Consider the following 24,414-nt stretch of genomic DNA (forward strand, 5'->3'; position numbering starts at 1 on the left):
CTATGAAAGAAGTATTACTTAGCTTACTTGCTGGGCTTGTTGTCGGGATTTTGTTTAAGTTTTTACGTTTGCCATTGCCAGCTCCGCCTGTATTGGCAGGAATGATGGGGGTATTTGGCGTATATTTAGGTGGCGTCGTTGCCGATTGGTTAATGAAGACGTTTTTTAACTAAACAGCCCAAGAAGGGATGATCAACAATGAATAAACAACAGTTAATTGAAGCGGCAAAACAAGCGAGGGAGCGGGCGTACGTTCCGTATTCCAAGTTTAAAGTTGGAGCAGCACTATTAACGAAAGATGGAAAAGTGTACGGTGGCTGCAACATCGAAAATGCATCATACGGCTTATGCAACTGCGCTGAGCGTACAGCTTTATTTAAAGCGTACTCAGAAGGCGATCATGAGTATGCGATGTTAGCCGTCGTTGCAGATACGGAGCGACCAGTTCCGCCGTGTGGCGCATGCCGTCAAGTCATTGTTGAATTATGTGATCCAAATATGCCTGTCATTTTAGCGAATATGAAAGGCGACATGCAGGAAACAACAGTAAAAGAACTTCTTCCTGGAGCGTTTTCAAAAGAAGACTTGCGATAAGCGTCGGTTTTTCCCGACGCTTTTTGCATTGATACATAACAAAAAAGGAAATATAATCATGAGGAAGACAATTTGACAGCTGACAACGGAGGGATGACATGAGTAAAGACGTATCAAGAAACAAGTTGCTTTGGATTGCCGGGCTTGGCTGGTTATTTGATGCGATGGATGTAGGGATGCTTTCGTTTATTATTGCTGCATTGCAAAAGGAATGGAATTTAACGGCTGAACAAATGGGTTGGATTGGAAGTATAAATTCGATCGGCATGGCAGTCGGTGCGCTCGTTTTTGGATTGTTAGCTGACCGCATTGGGCGAAAACAAGTTTTCATCATTACGCTTTTATTATTTTCGATCGGTAGCGGACTATCCGCACTTGCGACAACGTTAACGGTCTTTTTAATTTTACGTTTTTTTATCGGCATGGGACTTGGTGGCGAACTGCCTGTTGCGTCAACGCTCGTATCGGAAAGCGTTGCTGCACATGAACGCGGGAAAGTTGTCGTTTTATTGGAAAGCTTTTGGGCAGGTGGTTGGTTACTAGCAGCGCTCATTTCATTTTTCGTTATTCCAGCGTATGGATGGCAAATGGCACTTATTTTAGGAGCTGTACCAGCGCTATATGCCATTTATTTGCGCATCAATTTGCCAGATTCGAAAAAGTTTATGGCGACAAAAACGGAGCGCCGTTCCGTTTGGCAAAATATCGCAGACGTTTGGGCAAAACCGTACGCAAAACAAACGACAATGCTTTGGATTTTATGGTTTTCAGTCGTCTTTTCGTACTACGGCATGTTTTTATGGCTACCGAGCGTCATGGTCATGAAAGGATTTAGTTTAATTAAAAGTTTTGAGTACGTGCTCATCATGACATTAGCGCAGCTGCCGGGTTATTTTAGCGTCGCATGGTTAATTGAACGCATCGGTCGAAAAGCAGTACTGATCATTTATTTAACTGGTACCGCATTAAGTGCTTATTTCTTCGGAAATGCTGACTCAGCTGCGGCATTAATGACGTTTGGAGCATTGTTATCGTTTTTCAACCTTGGGGCATGGGGAGCGCTTTATGCCTATACACCAGAGCAATATCCAACGATCATTCGTGCGACGGGTGCAGGAATGGCTGCTTCATTCGGACGCATTGGCGGCATTTTAGGGCCGCTTCTCGTCGGCTATCTCGTCGCACAAAAAGTATCCATCACGATGATTTTTGCGATTTTTTGTATCGCGATTTTCATCGGCGCGCTTGCTGTTCTTTTCCTTGGCAAAGAAACGAAACAACAAGAACTCGCATAATCATACGAAAAGAAGCTATAATGGTATCATTGTAGCTTCTTTTTTTGAAAGGGGATTTTCTTTTGGGTGTTTCTGTAGTCGTTGCGACATATAACCGATTACTTCCATTAGCAGAATTGTTAGAGTCGTTAAGCAAACAAACGTATAAACCAACGCAAGTCATTATTGTTAATGATGGTGGTCCATCTGTGCAAGCTGCTGTCGATGCATATCCGGAGCTTTCTGTTGAACTCATTGAATTGCGTGAAAATGTCGGTCATGTCGAGGCGCGTAATATCGGTGTACGTGCCGCCACAGAAGATTTTATTATGCTTTGTGATGATGACGATTTACTATTGCCATGCCACATTGAGCGAATGATCGCTAATATGAATGATGCCGATTTTGTATATTCGGACGTAGAAATTTTTCATTATCGTATTGAAAATGGAGTGCGCATACCGACCGATCGCTTTTTATTTGCATATGAATTCGATTTGCAAGCGATGCGTACATTTTCGACGTATGTTCCTTCAGGGAGCATGTATCGGCGCACAATTCATGATACAATTGGATATTTTGATCCGTACGTTCATAACTATTGGGATTGGGATTTCTTTTTACGTGTGGCGAACGAGTTTCGTGTGAAACGTGTAGCGACAGCGAGCGTCCTTTATGCATTTTCGAATGAAGGCGATCATTTATCGAAGCAAATGAATGAAACGAGACAAATGTATTTAAATCGATTAAGTGAGAAACATCTGCTCGGTCATTTACCGACAAAAAACTTTTGGCTTCTTTTGTCAGAGCCGGAAGTACAAAAGCGACAAGCAACGAGCGAAGTCATATGGAATGGTGAACCGTTTCGTTCCCGTCTCGCCCACTTTATTCATTGTTAGGAGGGGGAAAATGTATTGGTGGAGCATTCAGCAATTATTTCTTTTGCTTTTGTTTTCACCGCTTCTTACTCGTCACGTATTTTATGGGCGCGTCAGCTCGTTTTTATTGTTTGTTTGCTTCGCTTTTGGAACGACCGTATTTGCAGAATATATGGTGAAGAAAAAAGGAAAACAAACATGGCTATTTGTCGCTGCGCTATTATGTAATGTTTCTGTTTTACTTGTTTTTTCTTTTGCTATGTGAGAAAGCAGAGTCTTTGCGAAGGCTCTGTTTTTTATTTATGAAAAAGGAATAAAAAGAAAATGTGTCGAAAAACTAAGACAGTTGTATAGTTTTTACTTGACAAATAAACATTCCTATATGATAATTTATATCGAATTATAATTGTTATAATTTATTTTTGCGTTCAGTCATATTTTTCGTATGGCTGGAGCATACTACTAACATGCAAAAAAATGATGCAGGAGGATGATTGACAATGCCATTAGTAGGAAAACAAGTACAACCATTTAAAGCGATGGCGTTCCATAACGGCGATTTCATCGAGGTAACAGAAGAAAACTTCAAAGGAAAATGGAGCGTCGTTTGCTTCTATCCAGCTGACTTTACATTCGTTTGTCCAACAGAATTAGAAGATTTACAAAACGAATATCCAAAATTAAAAGAGCTTGGTGTAGAAGTATACTCCGTTTCAACAGATACACACTTTACACATAAAGCATGGCACGACCACTCACCAGCGATCAGCAAAATCGAATATGTGATGATCGGTGACCCTTCTCAAAAATTATCACGCATGTTCGAAGTGCTTGATGAAGAGACAGGCCTTGCACAACGCGGTACGTTCATTATCGATCCAGATGGCGTTATTCAAGCTGTTGAAATTAACGCTGATGGCATCGGTCGTGATGCAAGCACAATCGTAAACAAAATTAAAGCAGCACAATACGTGCGCAACAATCCTGGCGAAGTGTGCCCAGCAAAATGGCAAGAAGGTGGAAAAACATTAAAGCCAAGCCTTGACCTTGTAGGTAAAATTTAAGGAGGCTTATGTCAATGATATTGGATGCTGAAATTAAAGCACAGCTCGCCCAATATCTACAATTGATGGAAAATGACATTGTGTTAAAAGTGAGCGCGGGAGACGATGAAGTTTCCCGCGATATGCTTGCTTTAGTCGATGAGCTTGCGACAATGTCATCGAAAATTAAAGTAGAGAAAACAACGCTAGAAAGAACACCTAGTTTTAGCGTCAATCGCATAGGGGAAGAAACAGGCGTTGTATTTGCGGGCGTGCCTTTAGGACATGAATTTACTTCTTTGGTGCTTGCATTGCTTCAAGTGAGCGGAAGACCGCCGAAAGTCGATCAAGCAGTCATTGAACAAATTAAAAATTTAAAAGGGACGTATCGTTTTGAAACATACGTCAGCTTAACATGCCATAACTGCCCAGACGTCGTTCAAGCGTTAAACGTGATGAGCGTACTAAATCCGAACGTCTCACATACGATGATTGATGGGGCTGCATTTAAAGAAGAAGTCGAGCGAAAAGATGTCATGGCTGTGCCAACCGTCTTTTTGAACGGTGAACCGTTCGCAAGCGGCCGTATGTCGCTTGAGGAAATTCTTGCGAAGTTAGGAAGCACGCCGGATGCTTCTACTTTTGAGGAAAAAGATCCGTTTGATGTGCTCGTCATCGGTGGAGGACCTGCAGGTGCAACAGCTGCCATTTATGCAGCGCGTAAAGGCATTCGCACAGGAATTGTTGCTGAACGCTTCGGCGGTCAAATTTTAGATACGTTAGGCATTGAAAACTTTATTAGCGTCAAATATACAGAAGGTCCGAAGCTTGCTGCGAGCCTTGAGGAACATGTGAAACATTACAATGTTGATATTATGAACTTGCAGCGTGCAAAACGGCTAGAAAAGAAAGACCTTATTGAAGTAGAGCTTGAGAATGGTGCGATTTTAAAAAGCAAAGCAGTCATTATCGCAACAGGCGCACGTTGGCGCAATCTCGGCGTCCCAGGCGAAGCAGAGTTTAAAAATAAAGGCGTCGCTTACTGCCCACATTGCGACGGTCCGTTATTTGAAGGAAAACATGTCGCAGTCATCGGCGGTGGAAACTCTGGCGTTGAGGCGGCAATTGACTTGGCTGGAATTGCTAAGCATGTGACGGTGCTTGAATTTGCGCCAGAATTAAAAGCAGATGCGGTATTGCAAGATCGTTTATACAGCTTACCGAATGTCACAGTAATCAAAAACGCGCAAACGAAAGAAATTACAGGCACAGATAAAGTGAATGGTATCACATATATTGATCGCGCAACAGGCGAAGAGCACCATATTGAACTTCAAGGTGTATTCGTGCAAATCGGACTTGTACCGAATACCGAATGGTTAGAAGGAACGGTAGAGCGCAATCGCTTCGGCGAAATTATCGTTGATAAGCGCGGAGCGACAAACGTCCCTGGCGTCTTCGCTGCTGGCGATTGTACAGATAGCGCATATAAACAGATTATCATTTCCATGGGTTCAGGCGCAACAGCTTCTTTAGGAGCGTTTGACTACTTAATTCGAAATTAATATGATCAACCCCTTAACTCACTTTGACCCGCTTTACTGCTTATGTAAAGCGGGTTTTGTTCCCCCCTTGACTCTCCTATTGCGGTTTGATACAATATTAGCCAAATGAAATATAGGTGCAACGATGAAAGATGGATAGTAGCTAAGGTAGTTCTTTTATAGCGAGCTAGGGGTGGTGGAAGCCTAGTAAAGACGCTTAGCGAAACGGCAGTCTGGAGTTGCTTCACGCAAAAGTGGATGCGTTATGCATCAACTAGGGTGGAACCGCGGGAGTTACGCTCTCGTCCCTAGGCGAAAGGCCTAAGGATGAGAGCGTTTTTTGTTTACATTTTATTATAAGGAGGATGAACGATGTCAGTAACGATGGAGCAAATTGTAGCACACGCGAAACATCGCGGCTTTGTTTTTCCCGGTTCAGAAATTTACGGCGGATTAGCAAATACGTGGGATTACGGTCCGTTAGGGACAGAATTAAAAAACAACATTAAGCGAGCATGGTGGAAAAAATTCGTTCAACAATCGCCATACAACGTCGGTTTAGATGCGGCTATTTTAATGAACCCACGCACGTGGGAAGCATCTGGTCATTTAGGAAACTTCAACGATCCGATGATTGACTGTAAACAATGTAAAGCACGTCATCGGGCGGATAAGTTAATTGAAAGCGCGCTTGAAGCGAAAGGGATTGAAATGGTTGTCGATGGGCTTCCTTTTGAAAAAATGGAGCAGCTCATTCAAGAGCACGACATTGCTTGTCCAGATTGCGGCAGCCGCGACTTCACAAACATTCGTCAATTCAACTTAATGTTTAAAACGTTCCAAGGCGTGACCGAGTCGAGCGCAAACGAAATTTACCTTCGTCCTGAAACGGCACAAGGCATTTTTGTAAACTTTAAAAACGTACAACGAACGATGCGCAAAAAATTGCCGTTCGGTATTGCGCAAATCGGAAAAAGCTTCCGAAACGAAATTACACCAGGAAACTTTACGTTCCGCACACGTGAATTTGAACAAATGGAGCTTGAATTTTTCTGTAAGCCGGGCGAAGAATTACAGTGGTTTGATTATTGGAAACAATATTGTGAACAATGGCTTTTATCGCTTGGTATGAAGCGTGAAAACATTCGTTTACGCGATCATTCCGAAGATGAATTATCCCACTACAGCAACGCCACAACAGATATTGAATATAAATTCCCGTTTGGTTGGGGCGAGCTATGGGGCATTGCATCGCGTACCGATTACGATTTGCGTCGCCATATGGAATATTCAGGAGAAGACTTCCACTACCTTGATCAAGAAACGAACGAACGTTTTATTCCATATTGCATTGAGCCTTCACTTGGTGCGGATCGCGTCACGCTCGCCTTTATGATTGACGCGTATGAAGAAGAGCAACTGGCAGACGGTACGACGCGCACAGTGATGCATCTTCACCCAGCGTTAGCGCCATATAAAGCGGCTGTATTGCCATTATCGAAAAAGTTATCAGAAGGTGCGCGTGCGATCTTTGAACAACTTTCACAACATTTTATGGTCGATTACGATGAGTCTGGATCCATCGGAAAACGATATCGTCGTCAAGATGAGATTGGAACACCGTTCTGTATTACGTATGATTTTGATTCAGAACAGGACGGCATGGTGACCGTGCGCGACCGCGATACGATGGAACAAACACGCATTCCAATTGCGGAATTAAAAAGCTTCTTAGAAGAAAAAATTCAGTTTTAAGCAAAAACAGGCTATCCTATAAAGTAGGGTAGCCTTTGTATTAGAAAGGAGTGCGATGATGAGCATATTGAAAAACGATTGGGCTCCTTTATTAGAAGAGGAGTTTCAAAAACCGTATTATGTGAAATTGCGTCAGTTTTTAAAAGAAGAATATCGAACGAAAACGATTTATCCGGATATGCACGACATTTTCAACGCCCTTCATTACACCCCGTATGCGAATGTAAAAGTCGTCATTTTAGGACAAGACCCATACCATGGGCCGAATCAAGCGCACGGATTAAGTTTTTCCGTCAAACCGGGCGTCGCTTTGCCTCCATCGTTGTTAAACATTTTTAAAGAGTTGCAAGATGACATCGGGTGCTATATTCCAAACAACGGCTACTTATTAAAATGGGCAAAGCAAGGGGTATTGCTTTTAAATACAGTATTGACGGTACGACGTGGAGAAGCGAATTCGCATAAAGGAAAAGGTTGGGAGTATTTTACAGATCGCGTCATTGAACTTGTGAATGAAAAACGTGAACCCGTTGTCTTCATTTTATGGGGACGTCATGCGCAAGCGAAAAAAGCCTTGATCACGAATGAATATCATTACATAATTGAAGCGCCACATCCAAGCCCATTCTCCGCAGCGCGAGGCTTTTTCGGTAGTCGCCCTTTTTCAAAAACGAATACTTTTTTACAACAGACAGGGAGAGAGCCAATTGACTGGCAAATCGAAAACATATAATGAGCGAGTAAATTGTTATGCATGCAAGCATTTTTATGTCACGTGGGATGCGCAAATGCCGCGCGGTTGTCGCGCATTCGGTTTTAAAAGTGCGATGTTGCCGTCTATTGTCGTCAAGCAATCGTCTGGTGCGCCTTGCATGAAGTTTGTACAAAAAGAACATAAGGGGAGAAACGGATGAGTTCATCGCGCTCGATCGTCGTTTCCGTCATCGCGATGATTGTCGCCATTATCGCAGGAACGATCGGATTTATGTTTTCAGAACAATTAACGTTTTTTGATGCACTTTGGTTGACAGTTGTCACCATTTTAACGGTTGGTTATGGCGATACAGTGCCACAAACGTTTTATGGTAAACTGTTTGCCCTTATCATTATTCCGATTGGTATTGGCATTGTGACATATGCGACAGGGGCAGTCGTGTCGATGATGATGGAAGGGGAATTTTCAAAAACGGTTCGGAGGCGAAAAATGAAAAAGAAAATAGAAGCGATGACAAACCATATTATCGTATGCGGGTTCGGTCGTGTCGGGGAACAAGTCGTACGTGAACTTGTCAAAAACGGGACAGCTGTCGTTGTCATCGAGCGGAATACGGACCGGTTAGAAGAAATGAATGATCCGATTCCTTATGTCGAAGGGGATGCGACAGAAGATGACGTGTTGATTGCGGCAGGTATTGAACGAGCGGCAGGGTTGGTCGCCGCATTGCCTTCAGATGCCGATAACGTCTTTATTTCCCTCACAGCAAAAGGGCTAAATCACGACATTCAAATTGTCGCGCGCGCCGAGCGACCGGAATCGGAAGAAAAGTTGCGGCGTGCAGGTGCTGATAAAGTCATTAACCCATCGTTTTTGAGCGGTCGCCGTATGGCGATGACAATGTTAAAACCTGTCAGTGTCGATTACGTCGATACGATTTTTCACGGCCATGCAGAGCAATACGCGATTGAAGAAGTGACAATTGAGCCGCATTCTTCATTTGTTGGGACATCTGTCCGCGATCAAGCGGTGCGCACGCGCTTTCATGTGACGATTATTGCGATTCAGCGTCAAAACAACATGATTGGTAACCCAACGCCAGACGAGCGGTTTTTCGTTGGAGATGTCCTGATCGTATTCGGTGAAAAACGAGCGCTAGAGGCGTTTGAACAGGCGGTAAATAAAAAATAAGCAGCCAAATCAGGCTGCTTATTGTAATGCATAAATTCTTGCTTCGTGCGGACGCATATAAAGCGTTGTACCTTCTTCTTTTACATCTGTATAATTGCCGAGCAAAAGATGGCGGTGAGCCGAAGCAAGCTCTTCTGGCAACTCATATACGTTGTCGTTGTCGCAATGGTTTAAGACGATGAGCCAACGAACGCCATCGAGCTCGCGTGTGTAGGCGTAAATGTACGGATCATGTTCCGAAAAATCGCGGAACGTTCCGTACACCATAACGGCATGTTGCTTGCGCAATTGAATGAGCTTTTTATAGTAATAATATACAGAGTTCGGATCCGCTAACGCTTGTTTTACATTGATTTCTTTATAGTTCGGATTCACTTTTAGCCAAGGTGTTCCTGTTGTAAATCCAGCATGTTCGCTATCATCCCACTGCATTGGTGTACGCGAGTTATCTCGGCTCAGTAGCTGCAAGCTTTCAAGCACTTCTTTCGGATCGCGACCTTTTGCGACTTCTTCTGCATATTTATTTTTCATCGCAATGTCGTTATAGTCTTCGATCGTGTCGAACTTGACGCCAGTCATGCCAATTTCTTCACCTTGATAAATGTACGGTGTCCCAGGCAACGTATGCACGAGCGTAGCGAGCAATTTTGCTGATTCGACGCGGAACTGTTTATCGTTTCCGTAGCGCGTCACTTGTCGCGTATGGTCGTGATTGTTTAAAAACTGCGAGTTCCACCCTTTGCCCCACAATCCTTCGTACCAACGTTTTTGAATTTGTTTAAAACGAATCGGATCCCATGTCGGCATTTCGTCGCACACTTCAAAGTGGAACAAAGTATGTAGTTCGTTTCGGTCTTCTCCGACATATTTTAATCCTTCCTCTGGCGATACGAAAGCGACTTCTCCGACGGTGAAAATATCATAATGTTTTAATACTTTTTCGTGCATTTCTTGTAAATAATCATGCACGCCTGGATTGTTTGTTAAATAACGAATGTCATACGGGTTTTCGGCATCTGGGAATCCTTCAGGTTTGGCTAGTAAGGCAATCGCATCTAAACGGAACCCATCGATCCCTTTATCTAACCAAAAACGCATCATTTTATAAATTTCTTCACGAACTTCTTCGTTTTCCCAGTTCAAATCTGGCTGTTCTACCGCAAACGAATGGAAATAATACTGTCCTGTTTTTTCATCATATTCCCATGCGGATGGAGTAAAGTACGAGCGCCAGTTATTCGGTTTGTCGCGCCATATGTACCAATCGCGTTTCGGATTGTCTTTTGACGAACGAGATTCAATAAACCAAGGATGTTGATCAGATGTATGGTTCACGACAAGGTCCATAATTAATTTCATTCCACGTTTATGCACCTCGTTCAGCAAGCGGTCAAACGTCTCCATATCCCCTGCTTTATCCATGATGCGATAGTAATCAGAAATGTCGTATCCGTTATCTTTATCAGGCGACTCATAGCACGGATTCAGCCAAATGACATCCACCCCTAAGTCACGAATGTAATCGAGTTTTTGAATAAGCCCTTCTAAATCGCCATACCCATCACCATTTGAGTCAAAAAAGCTGCGCCAATACACTTGATATACGACGGCTTCTTTCCACCATGTCCGTTTCATTTGTTGTCACTCCTTTTTTAAGCGTTTTCAATTTGAAAAGTTGCTATGTATAAGATACCATTGTTGTAAAGGAAAAAGAAGTAGGGAGTGAAAACGTTTTGGACATATCGGTGACAAATGTATTCGCAAAGATAGAAGAAGAAATCGCAAAAGCAAAACATGCGTCATCATCGCAAGCGGTGCGTGAACATATATATGCTGTTCGCGCATTGTGCGACATTATTTTGCAACAACCATCACCAAGCACACAAGAAGTGACTTTGCCGCAACCGACAACAACCGAACGATTAGATATCGGTGCCGATGCGAACGGACGATCATTACTTGATTTTTAGGAGGGGAAAACATGAAACTATTTACAATCATCGCTTCAATGAGTGCAGCGCTATGTGTGGCGCTAGGAGCGTTCGGAGCACACGTGTTGGAAGGAAGAATTCCAGAGCGATATATCGACACGTGGCAAAAAGCCGTTCAATATCAAATGTTCCATACGATCGGTTTGTTTCTCGTTGCGCTGCTGGCAACAAAATGGCCCCAAGTGACGCCTGCTGGTTGGTTTATGCTTGCGGGAATCGTTTTATTTTCAGGTAGTTTATACGTACTAAGCTTAACGCAAATAAAAATACTCGGGGCGATTACGCCGTTTGGAGGCGTATCGTTCATCGTTGCGTGGCTATTTTTAACATATGTCGCGATAAAACAAATGTAAAACGAGGCGCTGTGGACGCCTCGTTTTTAACGTGGAGCATATGTGCTTAATCCGACACCAGATGCAAATGGGTATTCATAATTAATTTCTTCATCGAATGTCACATAGTCGAGATAAATCATTGGCAATAAATAACGCATTCCTGTTTGCGGATCGCTTAAAATGAGATGATCGCGACCAGCTGCTTCAATGACACCGCGGAAAATTTTCGCGTTCCATTCACGATTGTTTTCAAACGTCATATAAACGGTCGCAATTTTCCCTTTGTTTAAGCGCAAAATGTTTTCAATGTACGATTCTTCGATCGGAAGCATGCCAGGAAGCGGCTGACTGGCCGTTGTCGGCGTTTGCATCGCCCCTGTTTGTGGTGTAAATGTTGGTGTAGGCAAGCCAAACGGATATGTCGGCATTTGGTATGGATAGTAGTACGGATACGAATAATATGGCATTTGTTGACGTTCATCACTCATTGAAACTCCTCCTTTTAATATACGCGTGGACAATTAGAACTCGTCGGTGCATAAAAACAATGTGCCTTAAAACGTCCGGCATTCCATTGATTAAACCATTGCGGTGGGCAACTGCCATCTGGCCGGAAAAACCAAAGCGAATTCGTTGCCGGGTGAAAACGTTCTCCGCGGATGACGCGGCGGGCGAGACGTATGTCTTGTTCACGCGCCCGTTGATAAAAATACCCTTTTTGTACTGCTTCAAATCCTCCAGGGCTTTGAAATACCATTTGGCGAATGGTACGAAGCCCTTCAAAGTCTAAACAGTTTGCGCGCACGCGGTTCACTCCAACATTCCCAACCATCAACATACCGAGCTGTCCGTCTTCCTCTGCCTCTGCGCGCATAAGACGGGCAAGCAATTTGACATCTTCTTCTGTATACGCAACAACAGCCATCCCTTCACCTCACTTTATGAAAATCGCTATTAGCCTATGATGAGACATACGAAAATGTGAGGAAAGTCGTCATTGTTATATGTATGAAAGAGATAATAAAAAAAGACCTCCAAATCGGAGGCCTACACATGTAAAAACTGTTCTATTTTTTCTTTCGGTAAAATGTTGCCGACGAAGAAAGAGCCGAATTCACCGAATCGTGCGCTCACTTCATCGAAACGCATTTCGTACACAAGTTTTTTAAACTGAAGTACATCATTTGAAAAGAGCGTCACACCCCATTCATAGTCATCGAAGCCGACCGAACCGGTAATGATTTGTACGACTTTTCCAGCATATTTTCTTCCTGTCATGCCGTGTGCGCGCATTAAATTGCGACGCTCTTCCATCGGAAGCATGTACCAGTTGTCGTTTCCTTGACGGCGCTTGTCCATCGGATAAAAGCAAACATGGCTTGTTTTCGGTAAGATCGGATATAAACGGCGACGCACTTCTGGATTTTCGTACGGGTCGCCTGCTTCTGCTGGCAAGTAGTTGCTTAATTCAACGACAGAGACGTATGAATAAGCAGGTACGAGATATTCAGCGAGCTTTGTTTTATTGATTGCCGTTTCAATTTCATGAAGCTCTTCCATCGTTGGACGTAAAAGCATGAACATCAAATCTGCTTTTTGCCCCATAATTGTGTAAATCGCATGGCTGCCTTCATTTGCCGCTTCTGTTTTTTCCCATTTTTCCACTAATGTAAAAAACTCTTGTATTGCTTCTTGGCGCTCTTCATTTGTGAGCGTTTTCCAAGCCGCCCAATCAACCGTGCGGAAATCATGCAGACAATACCAACCGTCTAGCGTTTGTGCTGCTTCGCTCATGTCCAACACTCCTTTTGTTATGTACTACCGAAATTGTATCATATGTGTTTCGTTTATGCCAAACGCACTATTTGAACCGTTTGTAAATAAGAAAAGCAATGATAATGACAATGCCACCAACGATCGTGATCGTTGTAAAATGTTGTTCAATAAATGTTTTCGCTTGAGCGCCTAAAGTGAAAATAATAAGCCCTTCTGCGAAAAAGCGCGCCCCACGACCGATGAACGACCAAAAAAGCAACGTGCGAATGTTGACGTTAGAAATGCCGGAGAAAATAGTGAACACTTTATACGGAATAGGGGTAAACCCAGCGATGACGATCGCCATTGCCCCGTATTGTTGAAAATATTGTTCTACCTTATCCATTTTTTCATCAGAGATAAAATAACGCAAAATCGGTCTGCCGAATTTTTTCCCAATGTACCATCCAAGCAGCGCACCGAATACAGAAGCGACCGTTGTTAAAAAGGAAAACCATAACGCTTTCTCCGGTTGGGCAATGCTTAACGGAATTAATAACACATCAGGCGGAATCGGAAAAAATGAAGATTCTGTAAAAGAAACGATAACGAGACCGATGACGCCAAATTCAAGCAACCATTGTTCAATATGATGAATCCATTGTGACATATAATAACGCTCCTTTATTTGTACATGTTCCTTAACAAATATATCACTTTTTAGGTCATATATCACTCAAGATAAAAAACAGAATTGTTATAAAAAAAAGACTATTTTCGTTTATGGTGTAATTCATTGCTTTTCGTCTCAATAAGAGTATTCTAATAGATAGACGAATTTTTTTAAACTAAGGAGGAACATTTCGTGAGTGATTTATTTGCAGCCTTAAAACAAAAGGTGGCAGGAAAAAATGTAACGATCGTGTTTCCGGAAGGACTAGATGAACGTATTTTGACAGCGGTCGGACGTCTAGCGGCAGAAAATGTGTTGCATCCGATTGTCATCGGCGAGCAAGAAGCTGTCGTCCAAAAAGCGAAAGAGCTTGGTTTGACGCTTGGGAAAGTAGAAATCATCGATCCACGTACGTACGAAGGAATGGAGGAAATGGTTGCCGCGTTTATTGAACGTCGCAAAGGAAAAGTGACGGAAGAAGATGCGCGCAACATTTTACTTGATGAAAATTACTTCGGTACGATGCTTGTGTATATGGGGAAAGCGCACGGGCTTGTGAGCGGTGCCGCGCATTCGACAGCGGATACAGTTCGTCCTGCGTTACAAATTATTAAAACAAAGCCAGGTATTCGCAAAACGTCTGGCGTGTTCATTATGGTGCGCGGCGATGAGAAATACGTATTTGCTGATTGCGCCATTAACATCGCTCCAGATAGCCAAGATTTAGCGGAAATCGCTATTGAGAGCGCACAAACAGCGAAAATGTTTGATATTGAGCCACGTGTAGCGATGCTTAGCTTCTCCACGAAAGGATCGGCGAAATCGCCAGAAACAGAAAAAGTGATTGAAGCGGTGCGCATCGCAAAAGAAATGGCACCAGAGTTAACGCTCGATGGCGAGTTTCAATTTGATGCCGCATTCGTTCCGTCTGTGGCGAAAAAGAAAGCGCCAGACTCTGTCATTCAAGGCGATGCGAACGTCTTTATTTTCCCAAGCTTAGAAGCGGGAAATATCGGATATAAAATTGCACAACGTCTCGGCAATTTTGAAGCGGTCGGTCCAATTTTACAAGGACTAAATCAACCGGTGAACGATTTATCACGCGGATGTAACGCCGAAGATGTGTACAAGCTATCACTCATCACAGCAGCGCAGGCGCTTGCGGCGATGGAATAATGAGCGAATTGTTGCGACAACAAACGTGGCGAATAATTGACCACACAACCCTCGGGCCATCGTTTGATGCGAAGCAGTCATTTGCGTTTGATGATGCGCTTTGCGAATCGGTTGGAAACGGTGAATCGCATCCGATCGTTCGCTTATGGGTGCATCATCAGACCGTTGTGCTTGGCATTCAAGATACGAAATTGCCGTACATTGAAAAAGGACTCGCCTACTTACATGAGCACGGTTGGCGTACGATCGTTCGCAACTCTGGTGGGTTGGCGGTTGTATTAGATGAAGGGGTTTTAAACGTTTCACTTATTTTTCCTGATACAAAAAAAGGAATTGACATTGATCGTGGGTATGAGGCAATGGCCGCGCTCATTGCGCGCATGTTGCCAGAAGCGCACGTGCAAGCGGGGGAAGTTGTTGGCTCGTATTGTCCAGGAAGTTTTGATTTAAGCATTGATGGAAAAAAGTTTGCGGGCATTTCACAGCGCCGCATTCGAGGCGGTGTCGCTGTGCAAGTGTATATATGCGCAAACGGAAGCGGCGCGGCACGAGCGGAGTTTATTCGTCAGTTTTATGAGCGCGCGCTTGCGGGAGAACAAACGAAGTTTACGTATCCGACGATCGTTCCACATACGATGGCGTCGCTTAGTGAATTACTCGGCAAAGAAATGACAGTTTCTACGCTTATCATTCGCCTATACGAAGCGCTCCAATCGCTTGGGAGTAGGCTCGAGCCATCGTCGCTCACCCCAAAAGAATGGGAGCGATATAACATGTATTTTCAACGTATGATTGAACGAAACGAGACGATGTTGCCGAAATAAAAAGCTGTCCGATGCGACAGCTTTTTTACTCGGCAATCTTTTCGATTTTTTCTAAGTTTCCGTTGCGATCCATTTTGAAAATAGGTGGTTTAAACTCATCCTCTGAAATTTCCATTTGTCTTGCACGGTTAATGATGCGTGCCATCGTTCCGTAATCTTCGCGCAATTCTTCATTTTCTTTTTGAAGTTTTGTAAATTGTTGTTCTAGTTGTTTATATTGTTGTTGTAGTTGTTCGAGCTCAATCTTCAGTTGTTTATTTTCCACTAGCGCTGTTTCTTGTCCGATATACGATTGTTTTAAAGAGTGTAAAAAAGCAATAACATGGTCAAGCGTTAAATGGTTTGTTTCGACATGTTCATATTCATTTGTTTGCACTTCTAACGGTTCCATTCCTAACTCTTCAAGCGAAGGAACAGGTGGTGTATAAAGCGGCCGCTTTCGCAATGCGTGTTTATTTCCAAGGGCACGCTGCCGTTGTTTTCGGAACTTTTTCGCCATTTGTAACGATTCTTCATATTGTTGGCGAACGACCGCATTCCAGCGGAACCCGCATGCCGCTGACGTACGATTCAATTTATCGCCTACTTCTTCAAACGCATTTAATTGCGTGCTCCCTTCGCGCACGTGGCGCAACACCGTTTCAGCTAACAATAAATCTTCTTCTTCAGTCCAAGCATCTTGTCGTTTTTTTGTCATGAAAAAAACCCCTTTCGCATTCTTTTACTTTCATAATCACCAAAAAACGAGAAATATATACTATTTTTCAAAGGAAATAGATGCAGCTTGCATTGTTCGCGTATACGCGTTAGAATACTCGTTAGCGAAAAGGAGTGAGGACGGTATGCAAAATGAATTTCGCGTCTGTGACGACTGTCAAGCAACGAATTTAAAAACGTTGTTGCCAAGGTTAAAAAAATTAGATCCGAACGCAACAATCGAAATTGGCTGCCAATCGTATTGCGGTCCAGGTCGAAAAAAAGTGTTTGCGTTCGTCAACAATCGACCCGTATCAGCGATGACGGAAGACGAGTTAATCGAAAAAATTGCTGCGAAGTTGAAAAAATAAGGTGGCTGTCACCGATCAAGGGGCATTCTATGAGAAAGGAATGCCTTTTTTGTTTGATTTTAGTGCATGTCATTGAAGGAAGTCTTTGTTTTTTTAAAAGAACGCTCTATAATAAAGCTATGTTATGAACGGAAGAGAGGGAGAACGATTGTATCCCAACGAAAAATTGAGCGAAGAGAAAGTGTTCAAAGATCCGGTGCACCGGTATGTGCATGTGCGTGATAAAGTCATTTGGGATTTAATTGGTACAAAAGAATTTCAACGGTTGCGTCGCATTAAACAGCTCGGTACGACGTATTTGACGTTTCACGGTGCAGAACATAGTCGTTTTAACCATTCGCTTGGCGTATATGAGATCGTGCGCCGCATCGTTGACGATGTGTTCGCTGGTCGTGCGGATTGGGATGAAAACGAGCGGCTGCTTTGTTTATGTGCTGCGCTTTTGCATGATTTAGGACATGGACCTTTTTCCCATTCGTTTGAAAAAGTGTTTCATCTTGACCATGAACAATTTACGCGCGCGATTATTTTAGGCGATACAGAAGTAAACGCGGTGCTTCGTCGTGTATCGTTAGACTTTCCGAAAAAGGTTGCGGAAGTCATTGCGAAGACGTATGAAAATAAGCTCGTCGTTAGTCTCATTTCAAGTCAAATCGACGCGGATCGCATGGACTATTTATTGCGCGATGCATATTATACAGGCGTCAGCTACGGGCATTTTGATATGGAACGCATTTTGCGTGTGATGCGTCCACGCGAGGAGCAAGTCGTCATTAAACGAAGCGGCATGCACGCAGTAGAAGACTACATTATGAGCCGATACCAAATGTATTGGCAAGTGTATTTCCATCCTGTGACGCGCAGTGCAGAAGTCATTTTGACGAAAATTTTGCATCGTGCGAAACATTTGTATTTGACAGGCTATACATTTCAAACACCTCCTGTTCACTTCCAATCTCTTTTTCATGGACACGCGCAACTAGAAGACTACTTAAAGTTAGATGAGGCGGTGACATTATTTTATTTTCAACAATGGCAAGAGGAACGAGATGCGATTTTAAGCGATTTATGCCGCCGTTTTATGAATCGCAATTTATTTAAATACGTCGAATTTCAACCGACGAATGAAGAAATGAAAAAGTTGATGGAACTGACGACGTTGTTTAAAAAAGCGGGCATTGATCCGGATTATTATTTAGTCGTTGACTCCTCATCGGATCTTCCGTACGACTTTTATCGTCCGGGGGAAGAGGAGGAAAGGCTTCCGATTTATTTGTTAATGCCGAGCGGGGAGTTGCGCGAATTGTCGCGGGAATCGACGATCGTTGATGCGATTTCAGGCAAACGTCGCACCGATCATAAACTATATTTTCCACAAGATTTTCTTGACGACTTATCGACAAAACGAAACGTGAAGAAAAAAATAAAACAACTTTTATATGAATAGGAGATGGGGACGTTGCTTTTCGAGCATGCGAAAATGTTGAAAGCGTTAGCGGCAGTCGGGGAAATTGTTGGACGAAAGAAGCTACAAAAAATGATTTACATTGCGAAAAAAATGAACTTTCCTTTTTACGAAAAATTTGATTTTCATTTTTACGGTCCGTATTCGGAAGAGTTGACTTTGCGCATAGAAGAGCTATGTAACGTCGGCTTTGTGCAAGAAATGAGAGAGAAAAAAGGTGGGTATTATCAATATCGTTATGCGTTGACGGAAGCAGGGGAGCAATTTTTAACGCATTACAATTTGGACATGCCTGATTTAGATGTTTGTTTGCGCAGTTTAAATGAACAAAGCGCGAGATTTTTAGAGCTCGTTTCTACGATTCTATACTTTGAAGATTTAAGTAAAGATGAAGTGAAAGAAAAAGTATTTACATTAAAAAGTAAACAACGATATACGGAAGAAGAAATAGAAGAAGCGTATCGTTATATCGAGCAGTTACGCGAACAAGCGTACATAAAAAGCTGACAGCCCGCTGTCAGCTTTCGTCGCTTAATCGCTTTCCGCCAATGGCATAATGATTTTTAGACATTTCTTCAATAAAAACGACGATTTTTTCTTTTGGTGCACCTGTTGTTTCCGCAACAGCTTCTGTTACTTTTTCCACGAGTGCTCGTTTTTGTTCTTCTGTGCGACCTTCAAGCATTTTTACTGTTACATATGGCATCGCGATCGCCCCTTTCTCCTTTATTCGACAACTGTTATTATATCACGCATCGACCGTTGTCAGTAGTGCTTCCGCCCGTTTTTCGTGTATAATAATCAAAAAATGAAAAAAGTTTGAAAAGGAGAAGGAACGTGGACCAATTTTTAGCATATCCAATTCGAGAAATACCGTATGTCGTGTTGGCGCTTGCGATTGCGTTTTCTGTCCATGAGTTTGCGCATGCATACGTAGCGTATAAATTTGGTGACCCGACAGCGAAACAACAAGGGAGGCTAACGTTGTCGCCGCTTGCTCATTTAGACATATTAGGAACGTTGCTTATTTTCATTGCCGGATTTGGTTGGGCGCGTCCGGTACCCGTGAATCGCGGTTATTTTCGTCACCCGCGTTTAGCCGGCATTCTCGTTTCTGTCGCCGGTCCGCTCAGCAATTTGTTGCTTGCGGCTATCGGTTTCGCTTTATGGTATGCGATGATTCGCATCGGTGTATTTGATTTTATTCCGATATGGTTTCGTGACGGATTGTATCAGTTTTTTGAAATTTATATCGGACTGAATATTTTATTGTTCGTTTTTAACTTATTGCCGTTTCCACCGCTTGATGGATATCGCATCGTCGAAGACTTGGCGCCGATGCATGTGCGCGCGAAAATGACGCAATTTGAAAATTACGGGGCGCTCATCTTTTTAATTCTTATTTTTACGCCGTTAGATCGATATACAATTCAGCCGATTTTTCAAATCGCCATTCCATCCGTTGCTCAATGGTTACAAAGTATATTTTCAACGCTTATTTTATAATGAAAGGATGAACGATCGTGGAAGAGAAAAAAAAGCCGATGTTTAATATTATTAAAAAAGAGCCGAAAGTGCACGGAACGTTCGGTACAGGAGTACTCAGTCTCGCGAACGTTTCGCCAGTCATTATTGATGTCGAAGCTGGCGAGGCGTTTATTGATATGGGAGCGATGCATGCGCGCAGCTCCGTTGAAAAAGGAATTAAATTTACGCCAAACCGCGATGAAGTACCAAACGGCAAGCCGTATTGGCTCGTATGGGTGACGGTCGATCAGGCGGAAGAAGGGGCGTATTATGCGGGGGTAACAGCGTGCGAAATGACGGTTGATCGCGAAGCGCGCCGCGGGTATAAATCGCTTCCTGAGCACGTCAATCGCATGGACAAATCGTTAAAGCGCCATATTATTGTTGACCATATGGACGAGCGGTCAAAAGAAGTATTAGCTTCATTTTTACAGCAGTATAACCGAGACATGTGGGACCGTTCGAGCGAGGAGTTAAAACGACAACTTCAAAATCATGGATAAAATGTGACGGTTTTGTGAACGAAAACAGGTCTATACTTGTCGTTGAGTGGGAAAAGGAGTAAACTAAAGGTACAAATGTAACACATGATAAAACTAGGACACATAAACGCCCAAGCATATGAGCTTGGGCGTTTATGTTTAAAACCAATCGAACAGCCGTTTAAACCACGAATCTTTTTCTTTTTGTTTTTTCTTCTTTTTCTTTTCAGCTGGGTGGTCTTTGCAGTAGTCGGTCGGTTCGGTGCCGACGACGTAATATGTCAATCGCTTTGTCGGACAAGCGGTTGTCGCAAGTTTGCCGCTATGAGGATCGACATATACGCCAACGACTCCTTCTGGCGGTTCGAATGTCGCGACCTTTCTTGCGCGTAAACTATCTTCCATAAAATTGACCCAAATATGCTTCGCGTATTGTTTTTCATCTGTGCGATCAATCGTTTCATCGCGGTCATATCCCGTCCAAACGGCTGTAACGAGTTGCGGCGTATAACCGATCATCCAACTGTCTGTTTTCGTCGTCCCTGATTTGCCAGCATACGGGCGAGTCATGCGGGAAATGATCGATTGCCCTGTCACAGAAGCATAGTCGTTTAACGTTGGGTCAAACATGCCCGTCATTAAGTGCGTCGTCACAAACGCAAGCGCTGGGTCGAGTATTTGTTCATCGCTTCGCCGTTGTTCGTATAGCACTTTTCCTTCGTAGTTTGTCACTTTTTTTATAAATATCGGCTCGACTTTTTTTCCGCCGTTGGCGATCGTGCTGTAGGCGCGCGCCATATCAATGACTTTAACGGGCGATGTGCCGAGGGCAAGCGACGGCACTTGCTTTAGTTTGCTTGTAATGCCGAGTTGTTTCGCGATGGCAACAAGCTGTTCTTGTCCGAGCAACAAATGTGTTTTTACAGCGTATACGTTATCTGAAAGGGCAATGGCTTGGGCAAGCGTAATCGTATCGTTCGCGTAGTAGTTGTTAAAGTTGCGCGGTGTATACGTCGAGCCGTCCTCTAGCGTAAACGTCGTGGCCTCGCTGCGCAATAGCGTCGATGGTGTAAATCCGTGTTGGAGGGCGACATAATATAAAAACGGCTTAAACGTTGAGCCGGGTTGGCGTTCTGCTTGTGTCGCGCGATTAAATGGACTTTTTTCATAGTCTCGCCCTCCGACGAGCGCCTTTACTTCGCCTGTTTTTGGCTCCATCGCGACAAGGGCTACTTGAATGTTTGATTGCGAATGAATCGTTTCTTTTATTTTTTCCTCTGCGATTGCTTGCATGTTGACATCGAGCGTTGTGTATACGCGCAATCCGCCCATTTCAATCGTTTCTTCATCGAGCCCAAGCACCGTTTTCAACATATATTTGACTGCATCTTGAAAATATGGGGCAATCGTTTTTGTTTTCATTTGCTTGCCGTTTGAGAAATGAAGCGGCTCGTTCGCAGCTTGTTTTGCTTCTTCTTTTGACAAAACATTTGCCTCAACCATCGCTTGCAAAACGATGCGTTGGCGCTTTTTTGCGCGCTCCATATCGACAAGCGGAGAATAGTAGCTCGGTCCTTTCGGAATGCCGGCAAGCATCGCCGCTTCCGCCACCGTCAATTCACGGGCGGATTTTCCGAAATAAAAATTTGCGGCTGCCTCAATTCCGTACACACCATGTCCGTAGTAAATCGTGTTTAAATATCCTTCCAAAATGTCATTTTTCTCGTAGTTTGCTTCTAGTCGAATCGTATATAGCGCCTCTCGTATTTTGCGCCACCACGTTTTTTCGTAGCTTAAAAATAAATTGCGTGCATATTGTTGCGTAATTGTGCTTGCCCCTTGCACTTTCCCCATCGCTTTCATATTCGCAACGATCGCTCCGGCAATTCGCTTAAAGTCGAAACCGTAATGCTCAAAAAATTTTCGGTCTTCTATCGCAATCGTTGCATCAATGGCATGTTGCGACATGTCGGATAATTTAATCCAATATCTTTTTCCGCCGTAATGGTTTTCGCCAATTTTTGTGCCGTCTTCCGCATAAAAAATCGTTGATTGCGGAACGGCTAAAGGGGGAGGGCCTTGCCATTTGGCAAATATAATGAGCCCTGCGATCGTAAACGTGCATAATAAGCTGCTAATAACAGCGAGCCAAAGAAATAGCCGCATATATTTAAACGTTCGTTTCCATCGTTCGATGGCAATCATCTCCATAGCCATCACCTCATTTTTTTACGTTTAAAATTAGTATGAAAACATTTTTATTTTTTTAAACGTTTTCTAGCAATTTTTACTTGAAATTTTGCTAGATTGCTCTATACTTTTTCATGTTTAGCATTTTATTTTTTGGGCATGATAAGCGGTGCATTATTGACGAAAGGGTGTTCAATATGGAACTTTGGTTTACTGAAAAACAGACGGACAACTTTGGGATTACAGCACGAATTAAACGCACTTTACATACAGAGCAAACGGAATTCCAAAAGCTCGATATGGTCGAAACAGAAGAATTCGGGAACATGCTTATTTTAGACGGAATGGTGATGACAACGCAAAAAGATGAGTTCGTCTATCATGAAATGGTTGCGCACGTTCCGCTATTTACGCATCCGAATCCAGAAAACGTTCTTGTTGTTGGCGGTGGAGACGGCGGCGTCATTCGCGAAGTGTTAAAGCATCCGAGCGTGAAAAAAGCGACGCTTGTTGAAATTGACGGAAAAGTTATCGAGTATTCGAAAAAGTATTTGCCAGAAATCGCTGGGCAATTAGACGATCCACGTGTTGAAGTGAAAGTGGACGACGGTTTTATGCACATTGCGCAAAGCGAAAACGAATACGACGTCATCATGGTTGACTCGACAGAGCCAGTCGGTCCAGCGGTTAATCTATTTACAAAAGGGTTTTATGCAGGCATTGCGAAAGCGTTAAAAGAAGACGGCATTTTTGTCGCGCAAACAGACAATCCGTGGTTTAAAGCGGATTTAATTCGCACTGTTCAACGCGATGTGCGCGAAATTTTCCCGATTACACGTCTATATATCGCAAACATTCCAACGTATCCGAGCGGCATGTGGACGTTTACACTCGGTTCGAAAAAATATGATCCGCTTGAAGTGAGCGAAGAGCGCTTCCACGACATCGAAACGAAATACTATACAAAACAGCTTCATAAAGCGTGCTTCGTATTGCCGAAATTTGTTGAAGACTTAGTGAAGTAAGGGGAGAAAACGATGCGATTTGATGAAGCGTATTCTGGCAACGTATTTATAAAAAGCCATCCAAATTTTGAAGAAAGCCAAGCGGTTATTTATGGGATGCCAATGGATTGGACAGTTAGCTACCGCCCAGGCTCTCGCTTCGGCCCAGCGCGTATTCGCGAAGTGTCGATCGGGCTTGAGGAATACAGCCCATATTTAGACCGTGAGCTCGATGAAGTGAAATATTTTGATGCGGGTGACATTCCTTTACCGTTCGGTAATGCGCAACGCAGTTTAGATATGATTGAACAGTTTGTCGATCGCATATTGGAAGCCGGGAAATTTCCGCTCGGTCTTGGCGGCGAGCATTTAGTGTCGTGGCCGGTGATGAAGGCGGTATATAAAAAGTATCCTGATTTAGCAATTATTCATATGGATGCGCATACGGATTTGCGCGAGCATTATGAAGGTGAACCGTTGTCGCATTCTACGCCAATTCGTAAAATTGCGGAACTCATTGGACCGAAAAACGTATATTCTTTCGGCATTCGTTCAGGAATGAAAGAAGAATTTGAGTGGGCGAAACAAAACGGGATGTACATTGCGAAATTTGACGTGCTTGAACCGTTAAAAGAAGTGCTTCCGACGCTTGCAGGTCGTCCGGTATATGTCACGATCGATATTGACGTATTGGATCCAGCGCATGCGCCGGGAACAGGAACAGTTGATGCTGGCGGCATTACGTCAAAAGAACTATTAGCTGCGATTCACGCGATCGCTCGTTCCGACGTGCGCGTTGTCGGGGCAGATTTAGTCGAAGTGGCGCCGGTATATGACCATTCTGAACAAACAGCCAACACAGCAAGCAAACTCGTACGCGAAATGCTTCTCGGTTGGGTGAAATAAAGACGAAAATCTCTGTCTGCGCGAC

General features: G+C 43.4%; 30 protein-coding genes. 22 read left to right on the plus strand and 8 right to left on the minus strand.

The window, feature by feature from the left end; genetic code table 11:
- The first annotated feature begins 2 nt into the window (after positions 1-2).
- The 11 genes from JV16_RS06935 to JV16_RS06985 all read left to right on the plus strand — a co-directional run bounded on the left by JV16_RS06935 (position 3) and on the right by JV16_RS06985 (position 8,994).
- Positions 3-173: a XapX domain-containing protein gene (locus tag JV16_RS06935; RefSeq protein ID WP_003397112.1), complete on the plus strand. Its 171-nt coding sequence runs from the start codon at positions 3-5 to the stop codon at positions 171-173.
- A gap of 25 nt (positions 174-198) precedes the next feature.
- Positions 199-594: a cytidine deaminase gene (locus JV16_RS06940; protein WP_019416459.1), complete on the plus strand. Its 396-nt coding sequence runs from the start codon at positions 199-201 to the stop codon at positions 592-594.
- 98 nt (positions 595-692) lie between these two features.
- A complete protein-coding gene (locus JV16_RS06945) occupies positions 693-1,889 on the plus strand; it encodes an MFS transporter (protein WP_019416458.1) in 1,197 nt (398 codons plus the stop codon).
- 62 nt (positions 1,890-1,951) lie between these two features.
- Positions 1,952-2,767, plus strand: coding sequence for a glycosyltransferase family 2 protein (locus tag JV16_RS06950; protein ID WP_009361019.1), 816 nt, complete (start codon positions 1,952-1,954; stop codon positions 2,765-2,767).
- A 10-nt stretch (positions 2,768-2,777) separates the two neighbouring features.
- The gene (locus tag JV16_RS06955; protein WP_042534924.1) at positions 2,778-3,011 is read left to right on the plus strand and encodes a hypothetical protein; all 234 of its coding nucleotides are present in this window, start codon (positions 2,778-2,780) and stop codon (positions 3,009-3,011) included.
- A gap of 235 nt (positions 3,012-3,246) precedes the next feature.
- Entirely contained in the window at positions 3,247-3,810 is a 564-nt protein-coding gene (ahpC, locus tag JV16_RS06960) for an alkyl hydroperoxide reductase subunit C (RefSeq protein ID WP_009361017.1), read from the plus strand.
- 14 nt (positions 3,811-3,824) lie between these two features.
- Entirely contained in the window at positions 3,825-5,354 is a 1,530-nt protein-coding gene (ahpF, locus tag JV16_RS06965) for an alkyl hydroperoxide reductase subunit F (RefSeq protein ID WP_009361016.1), read from the plus strand.
- Positions 5,355-5,705: 351 nt separating this feature from the next.
- Positions 5,706-7,088 (plus strand): glycine--tRNA ligase, encoded by a 1,383-nt coding sequence (locus JV16_RS06970; protein ID WP_009361015.1) that lies wholly within the window; start codon positions 5,706-5,708, stop codon positions 7,086-7,088.
- Between the two features lie 58 nt (positions 7,089-7,146).
- Positions 7,147-7,821: a uracil-DNA glycosylase gene (locus JV16_RS06975; protein WP_042534926.1), complete on the plus strand. Its 675-nt coding sequence runs from the start codon at positions 7,147-7,149 to the stop codon at positions 7,819-7,821.
- Positions 7,796-8,002 (plus strand): hypothetical protein, encoded by a 207-nt coding sequence (locus JV16_RS15170; RefSeq protein WP_019416453.1) that lies wholly within the window; start codon positions 7,796-7,798, stop codon positions 8,000-8,002. Before JV16_RS06975 ends, JV16_RS15170 begins: the two co-directional genes overlap by 26 nt.
- Positions 7,999-8,994, plus strand: a complete 996-nt coding sequence (locus tag JV16_RS06985; protein ID WP_042534928.1) for a potassium channel family protein — start codon at positions 7,999-8,001, stop codon at positions 8,992-8,994. Before JV16_RS15170 ends, JV16_RS06985 begins: the two co-directional genes overlap by 4 nt.
- Before the next feature lie 18 nt (positions 8,995-9,012).
- Here the strand turns inward: JV16_RS06985 and JV16_RS06990 are convergent, their stop codons facing one another.
- Positions 9,013-10,629, minus strand: coding sequence for a glycoside hydrolase family 13 protein (locus tag JV16_RS06990; RefSeq protein WP_042534930.1), 1,617 nt, complete (start codon positions 10,627-10,629; stop codon positions 9,013-9,015).
- Between the two features lie 98 nt (positions 10,630-10,727).
- On the opposite strand from JV16_RS06990, the gene JV16_RS06995 reads away from it, so the two are divergent.
- Both JV16_RS06995 and JV16_RS07000 read left to right on the plus strand, forming a co-directional pair.
- On the plus strand, positions 10,728-10,964 hold the full coding sequence (locus tag JV16_RS06995) for a YwdI family protein (protein WP_009361011.1): 237 nt from the start codon (positions 10,728-10,730) through the stop codon (positions 10,962-10,964).
- An 11-nt stretch (positions 10,965-10,975) separates the two neighbouring features.
- Entirely contained in the window at positions 10,976-11,338 is a 363-nt protein-coding gene (locus JV16_RS07000) for a DUF423 domain-containing protein (protein ID WP_042534932.1), read from the plus strand.
- 26 nt (positions 11,339-11,364) lie between these two features.
- Here the strand turns inward: JV16_RS07000 and gerQ are convergent, their stop codons facing one another.
- The 4 genes from gerQ to JV16_RS07020 all read right to left on the minus strand — a co-directional run bounded on the left by gerQ (position 11,365) and on the right by JV16_RS07020 (position 13,745).
- Positions 11,365-11,808, minus strand: a complete 444-nt coding sequence (gene gerQ / locus JV16_RS07005) for a spore coat protein GerQ (protein WP_021094358.1) — start codon at positions 11,806-11,808, stop codon at positions 11,365-11,367.
- Between the two features lie 14 nt (positions 11,809-11,822).
- Positions 11,823-12,245: a cell wall hydrolase gene (locus JV16_RS07010; RefSeq protein ID WP_021094357.1), complete on the minus strand. Its 423-nt coding sequence runs from the start codon at positions 12,243-12,245 to the stop codon at positions 11,823-11,825.
- A gap of 122 nt (positions 12,246-12,367) precedes the next feature.
- Positions 12,368-13,114 (minus strand): hydrogen peroxide-dependent heme synthase, encoded by a 747-nt coding sequence (hemQ, locus tag JV16_RS07015; protein ID WP_042534934.1) that lies wholly within the window; start codon positions 13,112-13,114, stop codon positions 12,368-12,370.
- Positions 13,115-13,181: 67 nt separating this feature from the next.
- Positions 13,182-13,745, minus strand: coding sequence for a YqaA family protein (locus tag JV16_RS07020; RefSeq protein ID WP_042534935.1), 564 nt, complete (start codon positions 13,743-13,745; stop codon positions 13,182-13,184).
- A 195-nt stretch (positions 13,746-13,940) separates the two neighbouring features.
- Here JV16_RS07020 and pta point away from each other — a divergent pair, with 195 nt between their 5' ends.
- Positions 13,941-14,924 carry a phosphate acetyltransferase gene (pta, locus tag JV16_RS07025; protein WP_021094354.1) on the plus strand — a complete coding sequence of 328 codons (984 nt, stop codon included), beginning with the start codon at positions 13,941-13,943 and terminating at the stop codon, positions 14,922-14,924.
- A complete protein-coding gene (lipL, locus tag JV16_RS07030; protein ID WP_275451379.1) occupies positions 14,921-15,748 on the plus strand; it encodes an octanoyl-[GcvH]:protein N-octanoyltransferase in 828 nt (275 codons plus the stop codon). Before pta ends, lipL begins: the two co-directional genes overlap by 4 nt.
- A 25-nt stretch (positions 15,749-15,773) precedes the next feature.
- On the opposite strand, the gene JV16_RS07035 is transcribed toward lipL, so the two are convergent.
- A complete protein-coding gene (locus tag JV16_RS07035) occupies positions 15,774-16,445 on the minus strand; it encodes an RsfA family transcriptional regulator (protein WP_042534939.1) in 672 nt (223 codons plus the stop codon).
- Between the two features lie 145 nt (positions 16,446-16,590).
- Here JV16_RS07035 and JV16_RS07040 point away from each other — a divergent pair, with 145 nt between their 5' ends.
- The 3 genes from JV16_RS07040 to JV16_RS07050 all read left to right on the plus strand — a co-directional run bounded on the left by JV16_RS07040 (position 16,591) and on the right by JV16_RS07050 (position 18,787).
- Positions 16,591-16,815, plus strand: a complete 225-nt coding sequence (locus JV16_RS07040) for a YuzB family protein (protein WP_003397078.1) — start codon at positions 16,591-16,593, stop codon at positions 16,813-16,815.
- A 124-nt stretch (positions 16,816-16,939) separates the two neighbouring features.
- A complete protein-coding gene (locus JV16_RS07045; RefSeq protein WP_035063033.1) occupies positions 16,940-18,262 on the plus strand; it encodes an HD domain-containing protein in 1,323 nt (440 codons plus the stop codon).
- A gap of 12 nt (positions 18,263-18,274) precedes the next feature.
- On the plus strand, positions 18,275-18,787 hold the full coding sequence (locus JV16_RS07050; RefSeq protein WP_143255532.1) for a YwgA family protein: 513 nt from the start codon (positions 18,275-18,277) through the stop codon (positions 18,785-18,787).
- 10 nt (positions 18,788-18,797) lie between these two features.
- On the opposite strand, the gene JV16_RS07055 is transcribed toward JV16_RS07050, so the two are convergent.
- Positions 18,798-18,986, minus strand: coding sequence for a 2-hydroxymuconate tautomerase (locus JV16_RS07055; RefSeq protein WP_003397075.1), 189 nt, complete (start codon positions 18,984-18,986; stop codon positions 18,798-18,800).
- Positions 18,987-19,117: 131 nt separating this feature from the next.
- Here JV16_RS07055 and JV16_RS07060 point away from each other — a divergent pair, with 131 nt between their 5' ends.
- Entirely contained in the window at positions 19,118-19,786 is a 669-nt protein-coding gene (locus tag JV16_RS07060) for a site-2 protease family protein (RefSeq protein ID WP_021094348.1), read from the plus strand.
- Between the two features lie 17 nt (positions 19,787-19,803).
- Positions 19,804-20,310: a YwhD family protein gene (locus JV16_RS07065; RefSeq protein ID WP_042534943.1), complete on the plus strand. Its 507-nt coding sequence runs from the start codon at positions 19,804-19,806 to the stop codon at positions 20,308-20,310.
- Positions 20,311-20,448: 138 nt separating this feature from the next.
- Here the strand turns inward: JV16_RS07065 and JV16_RS07070 are convergent, their stop codons facing one another.
- Positions 20,449-22,500: a transglycosylase domain-containing protein gene (locus tag JV16_RS07070; protein ID WP_042534945.1), complete on the minus strand. Its 2,052-nt coding sequence runs from the start codon at positions 22,498-22,500 to the stop codon at positions 20,449-20,451.
- Between the two features lie 176 nt (positions 22,501-22,676).
- Between JV16_RS07070 and speE the strand changes: the two genes are divergently transcribed.
- Together speE and speB are read left to right on the plus strand one after the other, a co-directional pair.
- A complete protein-coding gene (gene speE / locus JV16_RS07075) occupies positions 22,677-23,504 on the plus strand; it encodes a polyamine aminopropyltransferase (protein ID WP_009360997.1) in 828 nt (275 codons plus the stop codon).
- A gap of 12 nt (positions 23,505-23,516) precedes the next feature.
- A complete protein-coding gene (gene speB, locus JV16_RS07080) occupies positions 23,517-24,389 on the plus strand; it encodes an agmatinase (RefSeq protein ID WP_004893113.1) in 873 nt (290 codons plus the stop codon).
- Positions 24,390-24,414 lie beyond the last annotated feature (25 nt).

The sequence above is a fragment of the Anoxybacillus ayderensis genome, assembly GCF_000833605.1.
GTDB lineage: Bacteria > Bacillota > Bacilli > Bacillales > Anoxybacillaceae > Anoxybacillus > Anoxybacillus ayderensis.